Here is an 18,330-nt window from a genome sequence, read left to right as displayed (position 1 = left end):
TATTGAAGGAGCGAAAGCCACCGGGTGGAAACAAGCCATCAACCAACTAGCCGTGGCTTACCCCGACCGATTCGCGGACTACTTGTAAACCAAGCCCCCGCACACAAAGAATCGGACACCCTCTCATGCGTGAAACAGGATTACGCCCGCCGGCGAAAGCTTCGACGAAGTTCTCCTCCTACAAAGGCGAGACCAGTCACCGCCCCGACAATCTTCTATTGATGGGCAAAGACGCCAACGCGTACAACTCTGCCGGCGCGCCAAGGTTGCAGCCCTCGCGCTACTTCAGTGAACACGGCGTACAACTCGGGCTCACCCACGACTTTCATGCTGATGCCCCGTGGCAAAAGATCGGCACTGATGTCACCCAGATCAGCTGCTCAGACGGCTATTTGTACCTGAGTGCCGCGATTGACTTCTTCGACGGGTACCCCATTGCGGTCACGATGTCTTCCTCGCCAGATGCGCGGCTAGTCGAGCAAATGATCCGCGCTATCGACGCCGCTAAACCAGATGACGCCCGCCCAATCATCCACTCCGATCGTGGTTCGTTGTACCGCACACCCAGCTGGGTCAGGCTCATCAGCGACCCCACCCACGACGCCAAGGGATGCACCGCCTGTCAGGAAGGAACCTGTGTAAAGCGGTGGCGCTACATCCCGTCGCTGTCACGTAAAGGCAACAGTGGCGACAACGCCCGCGTCGAAGGGTTCTTCGGGACCCTGAAGCAAGAACGCATCCACGGGCGCGACGCAGCGCGTCATCTGACACGAGCAGAAATGGCCCACTACATTGAGGACTACATCGACTTCTACATCAACCACAGACTGAAGTCGACACTGGGCAACGGCTACACCACCATCGCCCAGCACAGGCAAACGGCAAGCTAACAATAGCCCCGGACCGCAGTCCAACAAACGGTCCGCAGCCCCAACAGACAACATATGGGGTGCACAGAAACACATATAAGTTCTGCGGAAAACCTATAGGGTGCGTCGCTAAAAACCGCTGTGCGCGAAAAACATAAAGGGTTTACGGACCCGGTCCCAGACCCCTCAATACTCTGAGCCGGAAGAATGGAAAGTGGAAGGTTGATGTATCCCCACTATTTATTTTTTCCGTTTTTCGGAGTACATCGGGAGCTACAACTGCGGACCAGCTCTGTGTGAACTAGATGAGAAGGCGCAGCAACGAATCATCGACGCTGGACAGTTGGTGCTGCGGGCACGCGAGCGGCACCCCCAGCGGTCACTCGCGGAGCACTACAACCCGTTATCGATGGACCCAATTCTGCTCAAGGCTCACAACAACTTGGACCGGGAAGTCGATAAGGCTTTCGATGTGGCACGCAAACTCACCAACGAGCGCCAGCGCCAGGAGCTACTGTTCGCCAGCTACGGGGAGTTGGCGAGGGGCTATGTCTCCTCGCTTTCATCAAAATCGAAACCACCAGCAGGGTCGTTCCCCGTGCGGGTGATTTTGATCGGTCCCGCTGCTGGGTGTAGAACCCTGTCGCTGGCAACGCCGGGAACTATGACTGTGCCCGACGAGAACACGTCACTGCCAAAACGCGGCTCACGGTAGACGAACATGGGTCGTTCACTACTACTGGTGGATTTCGGTTTTGATGGTGGGGGGATTACCGCCGCCGGCCTCGATTTTTCCGTTGAGGAGGGCGTTGACTACTTCCCGATTGTGAAATGGGCCGATGGCGCGGTGGAGAGGAACCAGTCACCTGGAAGAGATCGATCCAGTCGCTGGTGTGCAATCTGGGAGGTAGGGTTGCGGGGTCGATTCCTCGCGAGCGCAACCATGATTGTGTCTCTGAACGTGATGAAAACAACCCTGCCCTTCGGAGATTTTCCCCTATCCCGCGTCCCCGGGCGGTGAAAACGGTGTGCACCATCGCCTGAAAGGCTTTGCGTTGCTCTATCGGGATCTTCGGGTCACCCACCCGGCGGATCACTAAGATCCCCCCGTCAACGTTTGGCTGTGGCCGGAAAGCAGACCTTGGTACTCGGGAACCAAGGTGAAACGTGAACCATGGGGACCACTGAGCCGTCATCATCGTGCTTGCACCTACCCCGGCCCGGCGGCGAGCGACTTCCCACTGCATGAGGAGTACAGCGTCAGTCCATGCCGGCGCATGCAACAACTTTCGAAGAATGGCAGTGGTGAGGTGAAAGGGAATGTTTCCCACAATGACGCAGGGAGTGGCGGGTAACGGGAAGTTGAGGAAATCATCATGGACCACTTCGACCGACGCCGAGGCGGTCTTTTTTGTGAGTTTGGCAGCTAGTTTTGCGTCTACCTCAACTGCCGTTATTGCCCTCCCCAAGTGGGATATCGGGTGAGTGAGGGCACCGCTTCCTGGCCCGATCTCAATGATGGGGCCGGAGGTTTGTTTTACAAGATCGACGATGGAGTTGATGATCTTGTGGTCTGTGAGAAAATTTTGGCCATGTTCGTGACGGCCGTATCCGTATGTAGACATCAGGTGTGCTCCGTGGAGTTGAAACGGAGCCGGGCAAGGCAAATGGCCGCCCGGCTAAAGGACCGGAGCGGTTTCTAACCTGCGGGAGGGAGAAAACCGCCTTAGCGGCTGGTGAGCGGCCGCATGAAAACGGAACCTGAAATCAACATGGGCCTATCGTATCCAATTAATTTCGCAGGGTCCAATACGGTGAGAAAGAAGACAACCGCACCGCAACAGTGCAAGACCTCTCTGGATTGGAATTTGTCCTACCTTCGGCTCGTCGTACAGACGCCACTGGCGTATTTTGTCTCTGGGCAACGAGGGGGAGTTACCCCCACCTCCGGATGTTTTTTAAGGTGCACCCCTTATTACGCTGTGGTGCGGGAGTAGTTTTGTCCGACTGATCGGACTACCCACCGACGTGGGGCGGGTAGTTCGAGGTCCCAGCAGATGATCGCGTCGATTTCGCCGCGTTCAAAGGATGCCACCATGGCGTCGTAGTCGGGGCGAGCCACATTCTTCTTTGACGCGGAAATGGACTGATCGACGTAGTTATGTCCTATGTCCAACGTCCAAGCCACGCTGCTTTGCAATGGCTTCACAGTCCTGACGCTGCCGGTCGATGGTGAGGCCATCCACGTCAGCGTCTCGCGAGATACGATCGTAAATAGGAGCGCGTGTTGCCAAACGCTTTTAATAAGGCCCTTAGCTAACATTGAACTTAAACTCGACGACATCGCCGTCGGCCATCACGTAGTCCTTGCCCTCCTGGCGCACCTTGCCCTTGGTGCGGGCCTCAGCCATGGTGCCCAGCTCGTCGAGGTCGTCGAACGCCACGATCTCAGCCTTGATGAAGCCCTTCTCGAAGTCGGAGTGGATCACGCCCGCAGCCTTCGGCGCAGTGTCGCCCTTGCGGATGGTCCACGCACGGGCCTCCTTCGGACCGGCCGTCAGGTACGTCTGCAGGCCGAGGGTGTCGAAGCCGGCCTTCGCGAGCGTCTGCAGGCCCGGCTCATCCTGGCCGACGGCCGCGAGCAGCTCGGCCGCGTCCTCCTCGTCTAGCTCAAGCAGCTCGGTCTCGGTCTGCGCGTCGAGGAACACGGCCTCGGCCGGGGCGACGAGGTCGCGGAGTTCTTGCTTGCGAGCGTCGTCGGTAAGTACTGCCTCGTCGGAATTGAAGACGTAGAGGAACGGCTTCGCCGTCATCAGGTGCAGGTGGTGCAGCAGCGGGAGATCGATATCGCCGGTCTTGGAGGCGGCGAACAGGGTGCGGCCGTCCTCGAGCACAGCCTGCGCCTTCTTGGCCTCGGCAGCCTGCGCCGCGATGTCCTTGTCCTTGCGGCCTTCCTTCTCCAGACGCGGCAGCGCCTTCTCGATGGTCTGCAGGTCGGCGAGGATCAGCTCGGTGTTGATCACGTCGATGTCGCTGGCCGGATCGACGCGGCCGTCGACGTGAATGACGTTATCGTCGGCAAACGCACGCACCACCTGGCAGATCGCGTCTGCCTCGCGGATATTCGCCAAGAAGGCGTTGCCCATGCCCTCACCCTCGGAAGCGCCCTTCACAATGCCCGCGATGTCAACGAAGGACACCGTCGCCGGCAGGATGCGCTCGGAGGAGAAAATCTCGGCGAGTCGCGTCAGGCGCGGATCCGGCAGCTCCACCAGTCCCACGTTGGGCTCGATGGTGGCGAACGGGTAGTTGGCAGCCAGCACCTCGTTGCGCGTCAGCGCGTTGAACAGGGTGGATTTACCAACGTTGGGCAGACCGACAATTCCAAGAGTAAGGCTCACGCTGGGCAAGTGTAGTGGAGCGTCGCGAAGCGAATGCCCATCGGGCACAATGGTGCGGGTGAGCGCAACTGCACCCGCATCGAAGCGAGACCCCTTCACCCCGGACGCACCGGTGAAACCGGGATCCGCCGAGGACCGTGTCGACCGCGGCGTGGTGATGAACCAGTGGGTGAAATCCACCGCCAAGTTCACCCTGCAGATGCTGGTCGTCGCAGTGTTCGTCTTCGCGCTGGGCAAGCTCATCGGAGCGTTCTGGACGGGCATTCTGCCGATGGTGCTGGCGCTGATCATCTGCACGGTCCTAGCGCCGATCACGACGTGGATGCGCAACCATAAGGTCCCCTCTGGGCTGGCGGCGTTCATCACTTTGCTCGGGTTCGTCGCGTTGCTCGCGGCGCTCTTCCTGCTCATCGCGCCGGATGTCGTGTCCCACTCCCGGCTGCTCTACCTGCAGGCGCTCGAGGGCATCCAACGCCTACAGCTGTGGCTGCAAGGCCCGCCCTTGAACGTGAACCCGGAAGATCTCAACGAAGCGGTCAACGAAGTCGCCCAGTGGGTGCAGAACCGGGCTGGGGCGATCGCAGGCGGCGTGTTCTCGGGCATCGGCACGGCAGCCGGGCTGATCGTCACTCTCGTCGTGGTGCTCGTCCTCATCTTCTTCTTCCTCAAAGACGGGCACCGCTTCCTGCCCTGGCTCCGCAGCGCAACCGGCGGACGCAGCGGCCTCCACGCCACGGAGCTGCTCACCCGCGCCTGGAACACACTCAGCGGCTACATCCGCGCGCAGGCGATTGTTTCGGCAATCGATGCGATCCTCATCGGCGGAGGCATCTGGATACTGGGCGTGCCGATGGCCTTCACGCTCTCGGTGATCACCTTCATTGCTGGCTTCATCCCCATCGTCGGCGCTGTGGTCGCAGGTGCCCTTGCTGTGCTGGTTGCGCTGGTCTCGCTGGGCTTCACCAAGGCGCTGATCACGTTGGCAATCGTCATCGTGGTGCAGCAGCTCGAAGGCAACGTCCTCTCCCCCATGCTGCAGTCGCGCGCCATGGACCTGCACCCGGTCATCGTGCTTATCTCGGTGACCATCGGCGGCGGCCTCTTCGGCCTTGTCGGCGCGTTCTTGGCGGTGCCGGTCGCGGCCATGATCGCCGTGGCCTACCGGTACTTGCTGGACATGCTGCGCATCCACTCCGGCGAACGCACGGCGGATGAGCTGGACTTCTTCACCCCCGAAGGTCTCGCCATCGCCCAGATTGAGGAGGAAGAATCCATCTACGAGCGCAAACAGTGGCGTGAGAGCCGCGAATTCACCGCGGCGCCAATCATGGATGAGGTCGTCGAGCCTGCGGATCGCGGTTCCGGCACCACCAGCTGGAGCAAGCTGCGCAAGCGCAGCGCCAAGCTGCGCCGCCGCCGCGGCAAGACGGCCGACACGATGGAGAAGACGGTGGAGAATCCGGCCGCCGCGGGCGACTAAGCTGATCCACCGTGACACATACGTCGAATCGCACACGTCCCGCGGCCTCCACCACGTTTGTCGGGCTGCCGACGGGCTCCGCGATCGGCATCATCTTCGCCGCCCTGTTCACGGGCGCGCTGCTCGCAGTCAACGCCGGCCAGATCACGTGGCCGTTGCTGGCGCTCTTCGCTGCCGCGGTCATTCTTACCACGACCTTCGTCAACCCGCGCGGCATTTTCCTCACCGTCGCGTCCGCCCCCATCCTCTTCCTCATCGCCGTCGTAGCGGTGGGCTATGTACTCGGCCGCGACCAGATCGCCTCCGGCGGGGCGACATCCAAAGCAGCTCTGCTGCTTGTGGTTTACCCGCTGGTGGAGCTATTTCCTGTGCTTGCGACGGTCACGCTCGGGGCAATCATTATCGGCGCGCTGCGGATCTGGCTGATCAAGCGGCAGAACGCCGCGCTGAGAAAATATGAGGCCACGGAGCGCAGCCGCGTCGCAGAAAGCAACCGCCGCACCAATACGCAAGGCCGCCGTGCCCGGGAACGCACCGGCGGCATCGGCGTCGACGAGCTAGTGCGCCGTGAACGCGCGGCGGCGAGGACCCGGGCGAAGCGGCCTGTGAAGCATGCGTCGGCAAGCGAAAAGCCCGCCCGCGGCGGTTCAACCCGGATCGCAGGCAGGCTCGGCGACGACCTGTACTCGGACTAGTTAGTCCCGGCGCGGCGGCATGCGCAGGTCGCGCGGGAGGGCGAACGTAATCGTCTCGACGGTGGTGGTCACCTCTTCGACGTCGGTGAAACCGCGCGAACCGAGGTGCTGGACAACTTCCTGCACCAGAATCTCCGGCACGGACGCGCCTGAGGTGAGGCCGATCGTCGCAACGCCCTCGAGCCACGCCTCATCGATCTGGTGCGCGTAATCCACCAGGTGCGAATCCTTTGCCCCCGCCTCGAGCGCAACCTCGACGAGGCGCTTGGAGTTCGAGGAGTTCTGCGAACCGACAACGATGACCAGATCGCACCGCGGCGCGATGTTCTTCACCGCTGCCTGGCGGTTCTGGGTGGCATAGCAAATGTCGTCGCTCGGCGGATCCTGCAAACGCGGGAAGCGCTCCTTGAGCTTTTCGACGATTTCCATCGTCTCATCCACGCTCAGCGTCGTCTGCGATAGCCACACCAGCGGCTGCTCCGCGGGGAAATCCGGGAGCTTGGCAACACCCTCGACACCGTCGACCAGGTGCGTGACCTCGGGGGCCTCGCCGGAGGTACCCTCGACCTCTTCGTGCCCCTCGTGCCCCACCAGGAGAATCTGGTAGCCGTCGCGCGCAAAGCGCTTCGCCTCGTTGTGCACCTTGGTCACCAGCGGGCAGGACGCATCGAGCGTGATCAGGTTGCGCTCCGCCGCCTCGTTGCGCACCGCCGGGGACACGCCGTGCGCGGAGAACACCACGTGGGCCCCCTCCGGCACCTCGTACGTCTCGTCGACGAAGACCGCGCCGCGCTCCTCCAGCGTCTTCACCACGTACTTGTTGTGCACGATCTCTTTGCGCACGTACACGGGTGCTCCGTACTTCTCCAGCGCCTTCTCCACGGTTTCCACCGCGCGGTCCACGCCAGCGCAGTAGCCGCGCGGGGAGGCCAGCAAAAGCTTTTTTTCTGGATTCGTCATGGAACCGACCCTACCTAACCAGCGTCTAAAAGGATAAAGGGTTTTCTGCAGGCATACTCGTCAGTGCGCCTGCAGCTACACATAAAGGAGGCAATGGTCATGGAGTCGAAGAGTTCGCCGGATACGCCGTGGAGCGTGTCCCGGCTGAACACCAGCGTCAAGGGGTGGATTGAGCGCCTCGGCTGGCTCTGGGTGGAAGGGCAGCTTACCCAAGTGAACACAAAGCCGAACTGGGCGAACTCCTACCTCACCCTGCGCGATACGCAGGCAGAGGCGAGCGTTGAGCTGATCATGGATACGCGCCAGCTCATGGCTATGGCCACTCCCCCGAAGGACGGCGACCATGTGGTGATTCACGGCAAGCCGAACTTTCACCAGCAGCGCGGCTCCTTCAAGATGCGGGTGGTGGAGATCCGCCACGTCGGCGCCGGCGAGCTGCTCGCCCGCATCGAGGAGTTGCGGCTCAAACTCTCGGCCGAGGGTCTGTTCGATCCCGCCCGCAAGCGCCGCTTGCCGGTGCTTCCCAACAAGGTGGGCCTGATCACGGGCAAGGGCTCCGCTGCGGAGCGCGACGTGATGTCGGTGGCACAGGGCCGCTGGCCGGCCGTGCAGTTCCGGGTGATCAACACCGCGGTGCAGGGCGCGAAGGCGGTGCCGGAAGTCATCCGGGCATTGCAAACGCTCGATGCCGACCCTGAGGTGGAGGTAATCATCATCGCCCGCGGCGGCGGCTCTGTGGAGGATTTGCTGCCGTTCTCGGAGGAGGCGCTGCAGCGCGCAGTCGCAGCGGCGTCCACACCGGTGGTGTCGGCCATCGGCCACGAGCCGGACAACCCGGTGCTGGACAACGTGGCGGACGTGCGCGCCGCCACCCCGACGGACGCCGCGAAGCGCGTGGTGCCCGACGTGGCCGAGGAACTCAAAGGCGTGGCGACGATGCGCGAACGCAGCGCCACCGCCCTGCGCGGCTGGGTGCGCCGTGAATCGCAGATCGTGGAGACGATGCGCTCCCGCCCGGTGCTCGCCGACCCACTGACTTCGCTGCGGCAGCGCTACCAGGACGTGGGCCGCGAGGTGCAGCGTATGCGCCGGGAGGTCACGCACCTGGTGACGCACCAACAGTCCGTCGTCAGTTCGCTGCGCGCTCAGGTGGCGGCGCTCGGTCCGTCGGCGACGCTCGCCCGCGGCTACGCCGTGGTGCAGGTGCAGCCCCGCGACGGCACCGAGCCCGCGGTGGTCACCAGCATCGAGCAATCCCCGCCCGGATCGCAGCTGCGCATCCGCGTGGCCGACGGCTCGATCGCGGCGGCCAGCATGGGTGTCACGCCCGCCAACTAACCACCACACCTATATATAAAGGAGCACAACCATGGCAGAGAACACCTTCGGCGCAGGTCAGGCCGGCGAGAACGCGTTTCCGGATCCGGAGACCTTGAGCTACGAACGCGCCCGCGACGAACTCATCGAAACTGTCAAGATCCTCGAGCTGGGCCAGATGAGCCTGGATGAGTCGCTGAAGTACTGGGAGCGCGGCGAAGCGCTGGCCAAGCGCTGCGAGGTCCTGCTCAAAGGCGCCGCCGAGCGCGTCGAGGCCGCGATCAGCCAGCGCAGCGACAGCAGCGCAGAGCAGTAGCTACTGGTTCTCGTCCGGGTCGATCGGCTGGGCGGCGAGCACCGCGGCGATCAGCTCGCGGAACTCCTCGTCCGTGCCGGCGCCCGTAAGCACGAGGCGCACATCCCCGCCGTCGAGCGCCCACAGGTCGCGCACGCCCTGTTCGTCGGAGTGCAGCACCCGCACCTCGCTGCCCGCCACCGTCTCGGTGCGCTCGTTCGGGCGCGGGTGGTTGTCTTGGCCCGCAATCGCCTCGTCGAGGTCTGCGCCGGTCTGGGTGAGCTGCAGGTAGCCGCCGTCGGGGCTGATCCAGCCGACGATCGGGGCGGGCTGCCCGCCGATCATCGTGCGCCGCGCGGAGTTAGTGACCCATCCCTCCGGCATATCCGGGTAGCGCACCGGGAAGTTCACGGCGCGGGATTCCAGGCTCAAGAACGTGCGCGCGTCTACTTCTTGCACCGGTCCCTGCTCGGGGCGCCCGGGGTTGTAGGTGCACAATCCGGTGGCGCCGACACCCACCAACATCAGCACCACGACGACTGCGACGTTGAGCATCATGTCGCGACCGTCTTGGAACACTCTCGGTTTGCTGTCCTTGGCCACGGGCTAAGTATGGCACGCCGCCCGTTGACAGCCGACTGTGCCCCTTTTCTGGTGTGAAAAGCTGCGTTCCCGCGTGCGGAAAGTGCCACAATAGAGGTGTGTTGTGTCGTGCGCGGTCTTTCGGCGCGCGGGCAGCATTCACGACGTACTTCAACCGCCCTTCAGGAGGCCCCTCGATGACCGAACCGACCGAATACAGCCCGGATCGCAACCTCGCAATGGAGCTTGTCCGTGTGACCGAGGCGGCGGCGCTTGCCTCCGGCCGTTGGGTCGGCCGCGGCAAGAAGAACGAGGGCGACGGCGCTGCCGTGGACGCCATGCGCAAGATGATCAACTCCGTCAACATGGACGGTGTCATTGTCATCGGCGAGGGCGAGAAGGACGAGGCGCCGATGCTTTACAACGGCGAGCAGGTCGGCAACGGCGACGGTGCCCAGGTGGACCTCGCCGTGGACCCGGTGGACGGCACCCGTCTGATGGCAGAGGGCCGCCCGAACGCGATTTCCGTGATCGCGGCCGCCGACCGCGGCTCCATGTTCAACCCGAAGGACGCCTTCTACATGAACAAGATCGCCGTTGGCCCGGAAGCCAAGGGCGTCATCGACATCACCGCGCCGGTGTCCGCAAACATCAAGGCAGTGGCGATGGCCAAGGGCATCCGCCCGTCTGAGGTCACCGTCGTGGTCCTCGACCGCCCCCGCCACGCGCAGCTGGTGGATGACATCCGTAAGGCCGGCGCCAAGGTCCGCTTCATCATGGATGGTGACGTGGCCGGCGCCATCGCAGCCGCGCAGGACACCAACTCCATCGACATCGCCATGGGCGTCGGCGGCACCCCGGAGGGCGTTGTCGTGGCTTGCGCGATGAAGTGCCTGGGCGGCGAGATTCAGGGCATGCTCGCCCCGCAGTCCGACGAGGAGCGCGAGGCTGTCCTCGCCGCGGGCCACGACCTCGACCGCGTCCTCACCCTCGACGACCTGGTCACCTCCGACAACTGCTACTTCGCAGCTACCGGCGTGACCAACGGCGACATGCTGCGCGGCGTGAGCTACCGCAAGAACGGTGCCACCACACGCTCGCTGGTCATGCGCTCCAAGTCCGGCACCGTGCGCTACGTGGAGTCCATCCACAAGCTGGCCAAGCTGCAGGAGTACTCCGTGGTGGACTACTCCGACCCGAACAACTAACCGGCCACCTGGGTGAACAACGCCGCGAACACGCCTAGGTTGGCCACGGTGTTGTTCACCAGGTGCGCAATCAAACTGCTCGTGATGCCGCCGTGCAGCCGCGCCAGCCACGCCAAGCCGATGCCGAAGAAGAAGGTGTAGATGATCGCGGGTGGCGCTACGTGCGCGACCCCAAAGATCATCGACGTGAGCAAGATGCTCGCCCATCCGGGCATGCGGGTGTCGAAGTAGTTCAGCAAGACACGGCGGAAGACCAGTTCCTCAATGAACGGGCCGAGCAGCAAGTAGCCGGCCAGCACGAGCAAGATCGGCAGGGCATTCGTCGCCTCGCCAGCGAGTGTCTCCGCCGCCGAGTCTGCGCCTGGCGTAATTCCAAGCAGCGGCGCCACCACTCCGGTGGCCAACCCTGCAGCCAGTATCAGCGCGGGAACCCGCCACAGCAGGTGCCACCCGTCTCTGCCTAAACGTGTGAACCCGAGTTCAAGCCCGCGACGGCGCAAGTAGCGGATGAGTAGCCAGGTAGGCACCACCAACGACGCCAAAATGATCGCCGGGAGGGCCACAACCACCACCTCGCGCGGGGCCTGTGCCTTATGCAGTACCCAACCCTGCCCGATGAGCAGCAGATACACCGCCACGATCGCCACAGCAGCCACGATGGCGTCTTTGGTGCGAGGCGGGGTGAGTTGTGGCATATCGGCTCCTTGACAGTGGCCCATCGGGCATAATTGATAGATGTAAGTGTCTCTTGCAACGGAAAGCAAAGGATGATCATGGCTGATCAGGAATACCGTATTGAACACGACACGATGGGCGAGGTCAAGGTGCCCGTCAACGCCCTGTGGCGTGCGCAGACCCAGCGCGCTGTGGAGAACTTCCCGATCTCCGGCCGCGGCCTCGAGGCACAGCAGATCCGCGCCCTCGGCCTGCTGAAGGCAGCCTGTGCGCAGGTGAACAAGGACATGGGCAACCTGGACGCCGAGAAGGCTGACGCCATCATCGCCGCCGCCAAGGAGATCGCGGACGGCAAGCACAACGACGAGTTCCCCATCGACGTGTTCCAGACCGGTTCCGGCACCTCCTCCAACATGAACACCAACGAGGTCATCGCCTCCATCGCCAAGGCGAACGGCGTTGAGGTGCACCCGAACGACCACGTGAACATGGGCCAGTCCTCGAACGACACCTTCCCCACCGCCACCCACGTGGCCGCCACCGAGGCAGCCGCCAACGACCTCATCCCGGCGCTGAAGGTGCTGCACGAGTCCCTGTCCAAGAAGGCCGCCGAGTGGCACGACGTAGTCAAGTCCGGCCGCACCCACCTCATGGACGCCACCCCGGTCACCCTGGGCCAGGAGTTCTCCGGCTACGCACGCCAGATCGAGCTCGGCATCGAGCGCGTCGAGAACACCCTGAACCACCTCGGCGAGCTGGCTATCGGCGGCACCGCCGTGGGCACCGGCATCAACACCCCGGCGGAGTTCGGCGGCAAGGTCACCGAGGAGCTGAAGAAGCTCACCGGTGTTGAGCAGCTCTCCGAGGCCAAGAACCACTTCGAGGCGCAGGCCAACCGCGACGGCCTGGTCGAGTTCTCCGGCGCGATGCGCTCCGTGGCTGTGTCCCTGTACAAGATTGCCAACGACATCCGCCTGATGGGCTCCGGCCCGCTCGCCGGCCTCGCCGAGATCCACCTCCCGGACCTGCAGCCGGGCTCCTCCATCATGCCGGGCAAGGTCAACCCGGTGCTGTGCGAGACCGCTACCCAGGTTTCCGCGCAGGTCATCGGCAACGACGCAGCTGTGGCGTTCGCTGGCACCCAGGGCCAGTTCGAGCTCAACGTGTTCATCCCGGTGATGGCTCGCAACGTGCTCGAGTCCGCTCGTCTGCTGGCCAACACCGCCCGCCAGTTCGCAACCCGCCTGGTTGACGGCATTGAGCCGAACGAGGAGCGCATGCGCACCCTCGCCGAGTCCTCCCCGTCGATCGTGACCCCGCTGAACTCCGCGATTGGTTACGAGAACGCCGCCAAGATTGCCAAGCACGCAGTCAAGGAAGGCATCACCATCCGCCAGGCCACCTTCGACCTCGGCTTCGTCGACGGCGAGAAGCTCACCGAGGAGGAGCTGGACAAGCGCCTCAACGTCCTCGACATGGCGAACACCGACCGCAACTAGCCCCCGCTAGGATCAATCCCCGGCACTACCCTCTAGGAGCTGGGGATTTTTCATGCCCGATTCATTTTCTGAACTGCGCACCGCCGGCGGCCCAAACAAGCCGTGGATCGCCGCCGGTGTCGGCGCGCTGGCGGTCTCGCTCATCCTCATCGCGCTCGCCGCGGCGTGGTGGTACGCCCAGCCGCAGCCTGAGGCCGACACCATTCCGGCGACGGTCACGGTCACTGCGCAGCCCGGCCCCGCGGCGCAGGATCTCGCGCCCGACGGCACCTACTCTGGCATGCTCAACAGCCTCAACCCGGACGCGCGCACCCCGTCCTGGCCTGCGGTGGCTGTCTTCGGCGGCGGCACCGGCTCCGTCACGTACCCCGATACCGGGTGCACCACGCTTATCGACGAAAATTTCACAAACACCCCGCTTACCGACGCCTGCAACACCACCCCAGGTGCGACCGGCGAGTGGCGCGTCGATGCCTCCGAGCCCGGCCTTGTCCACCTCACCTACCTCGAGGGCGACACGGCGCTGGTGGAGGGCACCCTGTCCGCCGGAATGTACGTGACGCGACAGCAGGGGTAGCATTGCCGCGTGCAAGACAATCAAACCGCAGGTGAGACTGCGCAGGAAACCCCTGCGCCCAACGTTGGCTTAGTATTCGCGGCGCTGCTGACCACGATGCTCATGAGCTCGCTGGGGCAGATGATCTTCTCCACCGCGCTGCCCACGATCGTCGGCGAGCTCGGCGGCGTGAACCACATGAGCTGGGTGATCTCCGCCTTTTTGGTGTGCCAGACCATCGCCATGCCGATTAACGGCAAGCTCGGCGACATTCTCGGCCGTAAGTGGCTCTACATCTTCGGCATTGCGCTTTTCGTCATCGGCTCCACCGTCGGCGGCTTCGCCAATTCGATGACGCTGCTCATCGTCGGCCGCGCCATCCAGGGCTTCGGTGCCGGCGGCATGATGATCAACTCCCAATCCATCATCGCCGAGGTGGTGCCGGCGCGTGAGCGCGGCAAGTACATGGGTGTCATGGGCGCGGTCTTCGGCGTCGCGTCGGTACTCGGTCCAGTCCTCGGCGGCTGGTTCACCGACGGCCCGGGCTGGCGCTGGGCACTGTGGATGAACATCCCGCTCGGCCTACTCGCCATGGGCGTGTCCGCCACAGTGCTGCACCTGCGCCGCGGCAGCGCCAAGGGCATGGACGCGGACTGGTGGGGCACCTTGCTCATGGCCACGGCCACCACGTCGCTCATCCTCACCACCACCTGGGGCGGCACGCAGTACGAGTGGACCTCCCCCACCATCATCGCCACCGCCACCATCGCGCTGGTGTCCGCAATCCTCTTCGTCATCGTGGAATTGCGTGCCGACGATCCCCTGATCCCCCTCAACCTGTTCCGCAACCGCAACATGGTGCTCACTACCGCGGCGGGAACGGTGCTGGGCTTCGCCATGACCTCCGGCTTGGCGTACCTGCCCACCTACCTGCAGATGGTGCACCAGCTCAGCCCCACCGAAGCGGGCTTGATGATGCTGCCGATGGTCATCGGCATGCTGGTCACCGGCATGGCCGTGGGCTTCATCATTTCGCGCACCGGCAAGTACAAGATCTACCCGCTGCTCGGCATGGCCGTGACCACTGTGGGCCTCTACTTGTTCTCCACGCTGACGCCGCAGACCTCGCTGACCACGCTCGGCGTCTACATGTTCATCTTCGGCTTCGGCTTGGGCTTGGTCATGCAGGTGCTCGTGCTCATTGTGCAGAACTCCTTCCCCATCGCAGTGGTCGGCACCGCAACGTCGACGAACAACTTCTTCCGCCAGATCGGCTCCGCCATCGGCGCCTCGCTCTCCGGTTCGTTGTTCATCCACGGCATGCGCAACCGCCTCGAGGAGCGCCTGCCGGAGGCCCTCGCTTCCATGGGCCCCGAGGGCGCGCAGTGGGCGCAAACGTTCGAGGAGGGCGCGGCAAACAGCCTCACCCCGGAGCTCGTCGGCCGGTTGCCCGGCCAGCTGCAAGACGTGGTGCTGAGCAGCTACAACGACGGCCTCACCCCTGTCTTCCTGCTCATGGTGCCGCTGGCAATCCTCTCCTTCCTCATCCTGCTGCCGGTCAAGGAGGAGAAGCTCAAGGAAGACCTGACCTAACCACTGCCGTCGGCACGCGAAAAGGGCCCCATCCTTGCAAAGGACGAGGCCCTCAGTCGTTGCGCGGGTAGCGCGCGACCTACTTGGTGTTCACGGTTGCCTTGAACGGAGCGTCTGCGGAACCGTCGCGGGACCAGTCGATGGTGCCGTTCTCGAACTCCTGGTTCCAGCCGGAGCCGTCGGTGTTCGGGGTCTCCGGCATGAGCGGGAAGCCGACGGTGCGTGCGCCGCGGACGTCGTTCAGCCAAGAGTCAGCGATAGCGCCCCAGATCGGGGAGCCGCCGGTGGACTCCTTCCAGGTGATGTAGTGCTCGTTGTCGTAGGTGACGATCCAGCCGCCGTCGATCTCCTCGACAGCCGTCGGCTCGCCCCAGGTCGGCTCAGCGTACTCGTCCATCGTGTCCAGGACACCCTGCGGGACGAGGGCGGTCTTGCCGTCAGCCAGGGTCAGCTCCTGGGTAGCGTCAGCGCCAGCTGCGGCCGCGCCGGACTCCTTCGCGGAGGAGGTCACGGTCTCGGTGGCGGTGGAGGAAGCGGTCTCGGTCTCCGCAGCCACGGTCTCGGTGGCGGTGTTGGTGTTGGTCGCGGTAGCGGTCTCGCTCACCACCGCAGCCTGCTCGTCGTTGGAGCAAGCAACCAGGCCGGTTGCGAGAGCGACAGCAGCAGCGGAAGCGACAATCTTACGGTTCAGCATCTTAGTGTTACCTTTCACAGTTGTAATTGAGCCGGAGTCCATTATGCAGAAATATGAAATGTCGACGAATCTCCCCCACACCCACACGGGGGCATTAGCGACGCTTCCGGTTGCGCGGTTTCAGAGTCTGCTTTCTGCCGGGATGCTGACGCTGAGCTGGGGCTTTCGAGCTTCTCGACGAGCGCGGGGAACGCCCCTTCACAATCCCCACAAAATCCTGGACATCGTCCCCGTCGCGCTCTTTAAACCACACAAGCGCGATCTCTGTCGCCTCCCCGTCGCCCCGCAGCTGCAGCGGCACCACCTGCTTCTTGCTCAGCGCCTTGAGCAGCGGCAGCGGGGCCATTGCCACGCCGACGTTCGCGGCGACCACCTGGAGCGCGCCGCGCAGCTCATCCGTGGCCCCCGCCGGTTCCGCACCCGGCTGATAGTGGAAATTCGTGTGTTCGCCCGCAAGATCGGCCGGGTCGACCTTCTCCCCCACCTCGGCGTATACCGAATCCTTGGGCACCGCCACGCCGCGGGCCTCCTCATACAAGCGCACCACGTGGTGCGCATCCCCCACCCGCGCGTCCGGCAGGCGCATGAGCACAATGTCGGCCGGTTCCTCTTCGCGGGCCAGCAAGGGGAACGGGTCGTCTGCAGGGAGCGTCGTTACCCGTGCGCCCGAGAACTCCTCGTAGCGGCGGAACCACTTGCCCGGCTCGGTGCCGGTGACAAAGCCGATGGTCAGCATGCCTCGAAATGCTACCGTGTGGGCCATGACTGACCAGATGCCTTCCGGCACCGCAATGAAGCCCGCCACCGCGGCGAAGAAGCTCGGAATCTACCTGCCGGCTACCCCGGAGGAGTTCCAGTCCGGCGCCATCACGCACGCTGAGCTGCGCGAATTGCAGGACAACCCGCCGGAGTGGCTCACCGAGCTGCGCCGCAACGGCCCGCACCCCCGCCCGGAGGTCGCGCGCAAGCTGGGCATCACCATCACCGCGCTGAAGAACAACGACATGGACACACCTCTCACCACGGACGAGATTAAGGCGCTGCTTGCCGACCAGCCGGAATGGCTGCGAAAGGCCCGCACCTCCCTTGCGGAAGAGCGCGGGCCCGTTGACGGATCTGACGCTTAGAGCATCTTCCAGTCTTCGATACCCGGGTAGAGCGGGTACTTCTCGCCGAGCGCCGCGGAGCGCGCCGCGAGCGCCGCAAGGTCGGCGTCCTTGCCCTTGATCAGGGTCTCGGCGATAATCTCCGCAACCTCGCGGAAGTCCTCCTCGCCGAAGCCGCGGGTGGCTAGCGCGGACGTGCCGATGCGCAGGCCGGAGGTGACGGCCGGCGGACGCGGGTCGAACGGCACGGCGTTGCGGTTCACGGTGATTCCCGCCTCGTGCAGCAGATCCTCCGCCTGCTGGCCGTCCATCTCGGAGTTGCGCAGGTCAACGAGCACGAGGTGCACGTCAGTGCCGCCGGACACCACGCCCACGCCGGCCGCCTGCGCGTCGTCCTGCAGCAGGCGCTCAGCCACGATGCGGGCGCCGTCGATGGTGCGCTGCTGGCGGTCCTTGAACTCATCCATCGCCGCGATCTTGAACGCGGTCGCCTTCGCCGCCACCACGTGCATCAGCGGGCCGCCCTGCTGGCCCGGGAACACCGCGGAGTTGAGCTTCTTGTGCAGCTCGAGGTCGTTGGTGAGAATGAAGCCGGAGCGCGGGCCGCCGAGGGTCTTGTGCACGGTGGAGGACACCACATGCGCGTGCGGCACCGGCGACGGGTGCAGCCCTGCGGCCACGAGGCCGGCGAAGTGCGCCATGTCGACCCACAGGTACGCGCCGACCTCGTCCGCGATGGAGCGGAACTCGGCGAAATCCTCGTGGCGCGGGTACGCCGACCAGCCAGCGATGATCACCTTCGGCTTCACCTCGCGGGCCTGCTCGCGCAGCTTCGCCATGTCGATGAGGTGCGTGTCCTCCTCAACCTCGTACGCCGCGACGTTGTACAGGCGACCGGAGAAGTTGATCTTCATGCCGTGGGTCAGGTGGCCGCCGTGCGCCAGGGACAGACCGAGGATGGTGTCGCCCGGCTCAGCGAGCGCCATGAGCACCGCGGCGTTGGCCTGCGCACCGGAGTGCGGCTGCACGTTGGCGTACTGCGCCCCGAACACTGCCTTCGCGCGCTCACGAGCCAGATCCTCCACCACGTCTGCGTGCTCGCAGCCGCCGTAGTAGCGGCGGCCCGGGTAGCCCTCGGCGTACTTGTTGGTGAACACGGAACCCTGCGCCTGCAGCACGGAGCGCGGCACAAAGTTCTCGGAGGCGATCATCTCAAGCGTGTTGCGCTGGCGGTCCAGCTCGCCGACGATCGCGGCGTGCACCTCAGGGTCAAAGCTTGCGAGATCCTGGTAACGGAAGTCTTCAGACACGTGCACCGGGTCCTTTCAATAAGGTGGTAGGCAATATGCTCGTCCAAGTATAGGCCCCGGCACGTCCCGCCAGCGCCGCCGAATGCGACA

At 64.1% G+C, this 18,330-nt stretch carries 20 protein-coding genes; 11 read left to right on the top strand and 9 right to left on the bottom strand.

What is annotated here, in order from left to right:
• Positions 1–125 precede the first annotated feature (125 nt).
• Positions 126–890, top strand: coding sequence for a DDE-type integrase/transposase/recombinase (locus M5J20_RS06120; protein ID WP_253577575.1), 765 nt, complete (start codon positions 126–128; stop codon positions 888–890).
• A gap of 325 nt (positions 891–1,215) precedes the next feature.
• A complete protein-coding gene (locus M5J20_RS11505; RefSeq protein ID WP_338026639.1) occupies positions 1,216–1,584 on the top strand; it encodes a type IIL restriction-modification enzyme MmeI in 369 nt (122 codons plus the stop codon).
• 55 nt (positions 1,585–1,639) lie between these two features.
• Here the strand turns inward: M5J20_RS11505 and erm are convergent, their stop codons facing one another.
• The 3 genes from erm to ychF form a co-directional block, all read right to left on the bottom strand.
• The gene (gene erm, locus M5J20_RS06115) at positions 1,640–2,494 is read right to left on the bottom strand and encodes a 23S ribosomal RNA methyltransferase Erm (RefSeq protein ID WP_253577573.1); all 855 of its coding nucleotides are present in this window, start codon (positions 2,492–2,494) and stop codon (positions 1,640–1,642) included.
• A gap of 350 nt (positions 2,495–2,844) precedes the next feature.
• On the bottom strand, positions 2,845–3,111 hold the full coding sequence (locus M5J20_RS06110) for a recombinase family protein (protein WP_101687314.1): 267 nt from the start codon (positions 3,109–3,111) through the stop codon (positions 2,845–2,847).
• Positions 3,112–3,181: 70 nt separating this feature from the next.
• Positions 3,182–4,270 (bottom strand): redox-regulated ATPase YchF, encoded by a 1,089-nt coding sequence (gene ychF, locus M5J20_RS06105; RefSeq protein WP_253577572.1) that lies wholly within the window; start codon positions 4,268–4,270, stop codon positions 3,182–3,184.
• A 49-nt stretch (positions 4,271–4,319) separates the two neighbouring features.
• On the opposite strand from ychF, the gene M5J20_RS06100 reads away from it, so the two are divergent.
• Both M5J20_RS06100 and M5J20_RS06095 read left to right on the top strand, forming a co-directional pair.
• The gene (locus M5J20_RS06100; protein ID WP_437177624.1) at positions 4,320–5,750 is read left to right on the top strand and encodes an AI-2E family transporter; all 1,431 of its coding nucleotides are present in this window, start codon (positions 4,320–4,322) and stop codon (positions 5,748–5,750) included.
• Between the two features lie 11 nt (positions 5,751–5,761).
• Positions 5,762–6,445: a DUF6542 domain-containing protein gene (locus M5J20_RS06095; RefSeq protein WP_253577570.1), complete on the top strand. Its 684-nt coding sequence runs from the start codon at positions 5,762–5,764 to the stop codon at positions 6,443–6,445.
• Here the strand turns inward: M5J20_RS06095 and M5J20_RS06090 are convergent, their stop codons facing one another.
• Positions 6,446–7,405 carry a 4-hydroxy-3-methylbut-2-enyl diphosphate reductase gene (locus M5J20_RS06090; protein WP_253577568.1) on the bottom strand — a complete coding sequence of 320 codons (960 nt, stop codon included), beginning with the start codon at positions 7,403–7,405 and terminating at the stop codon, positions 6,446–6,448.
• Positions 7,406–7,504: 99 nt separating this feature from the next.
• Here M5J20_RS06090 and xseA point away from each other — a divergent pair, with 99 nt between their 5' ends.
• Positions 7,505–8,743 carry an exodeoxyribonuclease VII large subunit gene (gene xseA / locus M5J20_RS06085; protein ID WP_437177623.1) on the top strand — a complete coding sequence of 413 codons (1,239 nt, stop codon included), beginning with the start codon at positions 7,505–7,507 and terminating at the stop codon, positions 8,741–8,743.
• Between the two features lie 31 nt (positions 8,744–8,774).
• A complete protein-coding gene (locus tag M5J20_RS06080; protein WP_253577564.1) occupies positions 8,775–9,038 on the top strand; it encodes an exodeoxyribonuclease VII small subunit in 264 nt (87 codons plus the stop codon).
• Here M5J20_RS06080 and M5J20_RS06075 read toward each other — a convergent pair whose 3' ends face one another.
• Positions 9,039–9,620 carry a DUF4245 domain-containing protein gene (locus M5J20_RS06075; RefSeq protein WP_253577562.1) on the bottom strand — a complete coding sequence of 194 codons (582 nt, stop codon included), beginning with the start codon at positions 9,618–9,620 and terminating at the stop codon, positions 9,039–9,041.
• A 176-nt stretch (positions 9,621–9,796) separates the two neighbouring features.
• Here M5J20_RS06075 and glpX point away from each other — a divergent pair, with 176 nt between their 5' ends.
• Entirely contained in the window at positions 9,797–10,807 is a 1,011-nt protein-coding gene (gene glpX, locus M5J20_RS06070; RefSeq protein ID WP_253577560.1) for a class II fructose-bisphosphatase, read from the top strand.
• On the opposite strand, the gene M5J20_RS06065 is transcribed toward glpX, so the two are convergent.
• Positions 10,804–11,502, bottom strand: coding sequence for a type II CAAX endopeptidase family protein (locus M5J20_RS06065; RefSeq protein WP_253577558.1), 699 nt, complete (start codon positions 11,500–11,502; stop codon positions 10,804–10,806). The genes glpX and M5J20_RS06065 overlap by 4 nt on opposite strands.
• A gap of 78 nt (positions 11,503–11,580) precedes the next feature.
• Between M5J20_RS06065 and M5J20_RS06060 the strand changes: the two genes are divergently transcribed.
• The 3 genes from M5J20_RS06060 to M5J20_RS06050 are packed head-to-tail and all read left to right on the top strand — an operon-like array spanning position 11,581 to position 15,130.
• Positions 11,581–12,981 (top strand): class II fumarate hydratase, encoded by a 1,401-nt coding sequence (locus M5J20_RS06060; RefSeq protein WP_253577556.1) that lies wholly within the window; start codon positions 11,581–11,583, stop codon positions 12,979–12,981.
• A gap of 52 nt (positions 12,982–13,033) precedes the next feature.
• Positions 13,034–13,558 (top strand): hypothetical protein, encoded by a 525-nt coding sequence (locus tag M5J20_RS06055; protein ID WP_253577554.1) that lies wholly within the window; start codon positions 13,034–13,036, stop codon positions 13,556–13,558.
• A gap of 9 nt (positions 13,559–13,567) precedes the next feature.
• On the top strand, positions 13,568–15,130 hold the full coding sequence (locus tag M5J20_RS06050; RefSeq protein WP_367614900.1) for an MDR family MFS transporter: 1,563 nt from the start codon (positions 13,568–13,570) through the stop codon (positions 15,128–15,130).
• A gap of 79 nt (positions 15,131–15,209) precedes the next feature.
• On the opposite strand, the gene M5J20_RS06045 is transcribed toward M5J20_RS06050, so the two are convergent.
• Together M5J20_RS06045 and M5J20_RS06040 are read right to left on the bottom strand one after the other, a co-directional pair.
• Positions 15,210–15,824, bottom strand: a complete 615-nt coding sequence (locus tag M5J20_RS06045; protein ID WP_253577552.1) for an LGFP repeat-containing protein — start codon at positions 15,822–15,824, stop codon at positions 15,210–15,212.
• 94 nt (positions 15,825–15,918) lie between these two features.
• Positions 15,919–16,560: a LysR family transcriptional regulator substrate-binding protein gene (locus M5J20_RS06040; protein ID WP_253577551.1), complete on the bottom strand. Its 642-nt coding sequence runs from the start codon at positions 16,558–16,560 to the stop codon at positions 15,919–15,921.
• Here M5J20_RS06040 and M5J20_RS06035 point away from each other — a divergent pair.
• Positions 16,559–16,951, top strand: a complete 393-nt coding sequence (locus M5J20_RS06035; protein WP_253577549.1) for a DUF5997 family protein — start codon at positions 16,559–16,561, stop codon at positions 16,949–16,951. The two genes, M5J20_RS06040 and M5J20_RS06035, sit on opposite strands and share 2 nt — an antisense overlap.
• Here the strand turns inward: M5J20_RS06035 and glyA are convergent.
• Positions 16,948–18,240, bottom strand: a complete 1,293-nt coding sequence (gene glyA, locus M5J20_RS06030; RefSeq protein WP_253577547.1) for a serine hydroxymethyltransferase — start codon at positions 18,238–18,240, stop codon at positions 16,948–16,950. The two genes, M5J20_RS06035 and glyA, sit on opposite strands and share 4 nt — an antisense overlap.
• Between the last annotated feature and the right edge of the window lie 90 nt (positions 18,241–18,330).

The sequence above is a fragment of the Corynebacterium stercoris genome (assembly GCF_024160105.1).
GTDB classification, from domain to species: Bacteria; Actinomycetota; Actinomycetes; order Mycobacteriales; family Mycobacteriaceae; genus Corynebacterium; species Corynebacterium stercoris.
The sequence above is the reverse complement of the archived record's forward strand: the minus strand, read 5'-3'. Positions and strand labels throughout refer to the sequence as shown.

Coding starts and splice junctions, on each gene's coding strand:
- M5J20_RS06120 (WP_253577575.1), top strand. CDS start 126: ATGCGTGAAACAGGATTACGCCCGCCGGCGAAAGCTTCGACGAAGTTC.
- erm (WP_253577573.1), bottom strand. CDS start 2,494: ATGTCTACATACGGATACGGCCGTCACGAACATGGCCAAAATTTTCTC.
- M5J20_RS06110 (WP_101687314.1), bottom strand. CDS start 3,111: ATGGCCTCACCATCGACCGGCAGCGTCAGGACTGTGAAGCCATTGCAA.
- M5J20_RS06100 (WP_437177624.1), top strand. CDS start 4,320: ATGGTGCGGGTGAGCGCAACTGCACCCGCATCGAAGCGAGACCCCTTC.
- M5J20_RS06090 (WP_253577568.1), bottom strand. CDS start 7,405: ATGACGAATCCAGAAAAAAAGCTTTTGCTGGCCTCCCCGCGCGGCTAC.
- xseA (WP_437177623.1), top strand. CDS start 7,505: ATGGAGTCGAAGAGTTCGCCGGATACGCCGTGGAGCGTGTCCCGGCTG.
- M5J20_RS06080 (WP_253577564.1), top strand. CDS start 8,775: ATGGCAGAGAACACCTTCGGCGCAGGTCAGGCCGGCGAGAACGCGTTT.
- glpX (WP_253577560.1), top strand. CDS start 9,797: ATGACCGAACCGACCGAATACAGCCCGGATCGCAACCTCGCAATGGAG.
- M5J20_RS06065 (WP_253577558.1), bottom strand. CDS start 11,502: ATGCCACAACTCACCCCGCCTCGCACCAAAGACGCCATCGTGGCTGCT.
- M5J20_RS06060 (WP_253577556.1), top strand. CDS start 11,581: ATGGCTGATCAGGAATACCGTATTGAACACGACACGATGGGCGAGGTC.
- M5J20_RS06055 (WP_253577554.1), top strand. CDS start 13,034: ATGCCCGATTCATTTTCTGAACTGCGCACCGCCGGCGGCCCAAACAAG.
- M5J20_RS06045 (WP_253577552.1), bottom strand. CDS start 15,824: ATGCTGAACCGTAAGATTGTCGCTTCCGCTGCTGCTGTCGCTCTCGCA.
- M5J20_RS06035 (WP_253577549.1), top strand. CDS start 16,559: ATGCCTCGAAATGCTACCGTGTGGGCCATGACTGACCAGATGCCTTCC.
- M5J20_RS06040 (WP_253577551.1), bottom strand. CDS start 16,560: ATGCTGACCATCGGCTTTGTCACCGGCACCGAGCCGGGCAAGTGGTTC.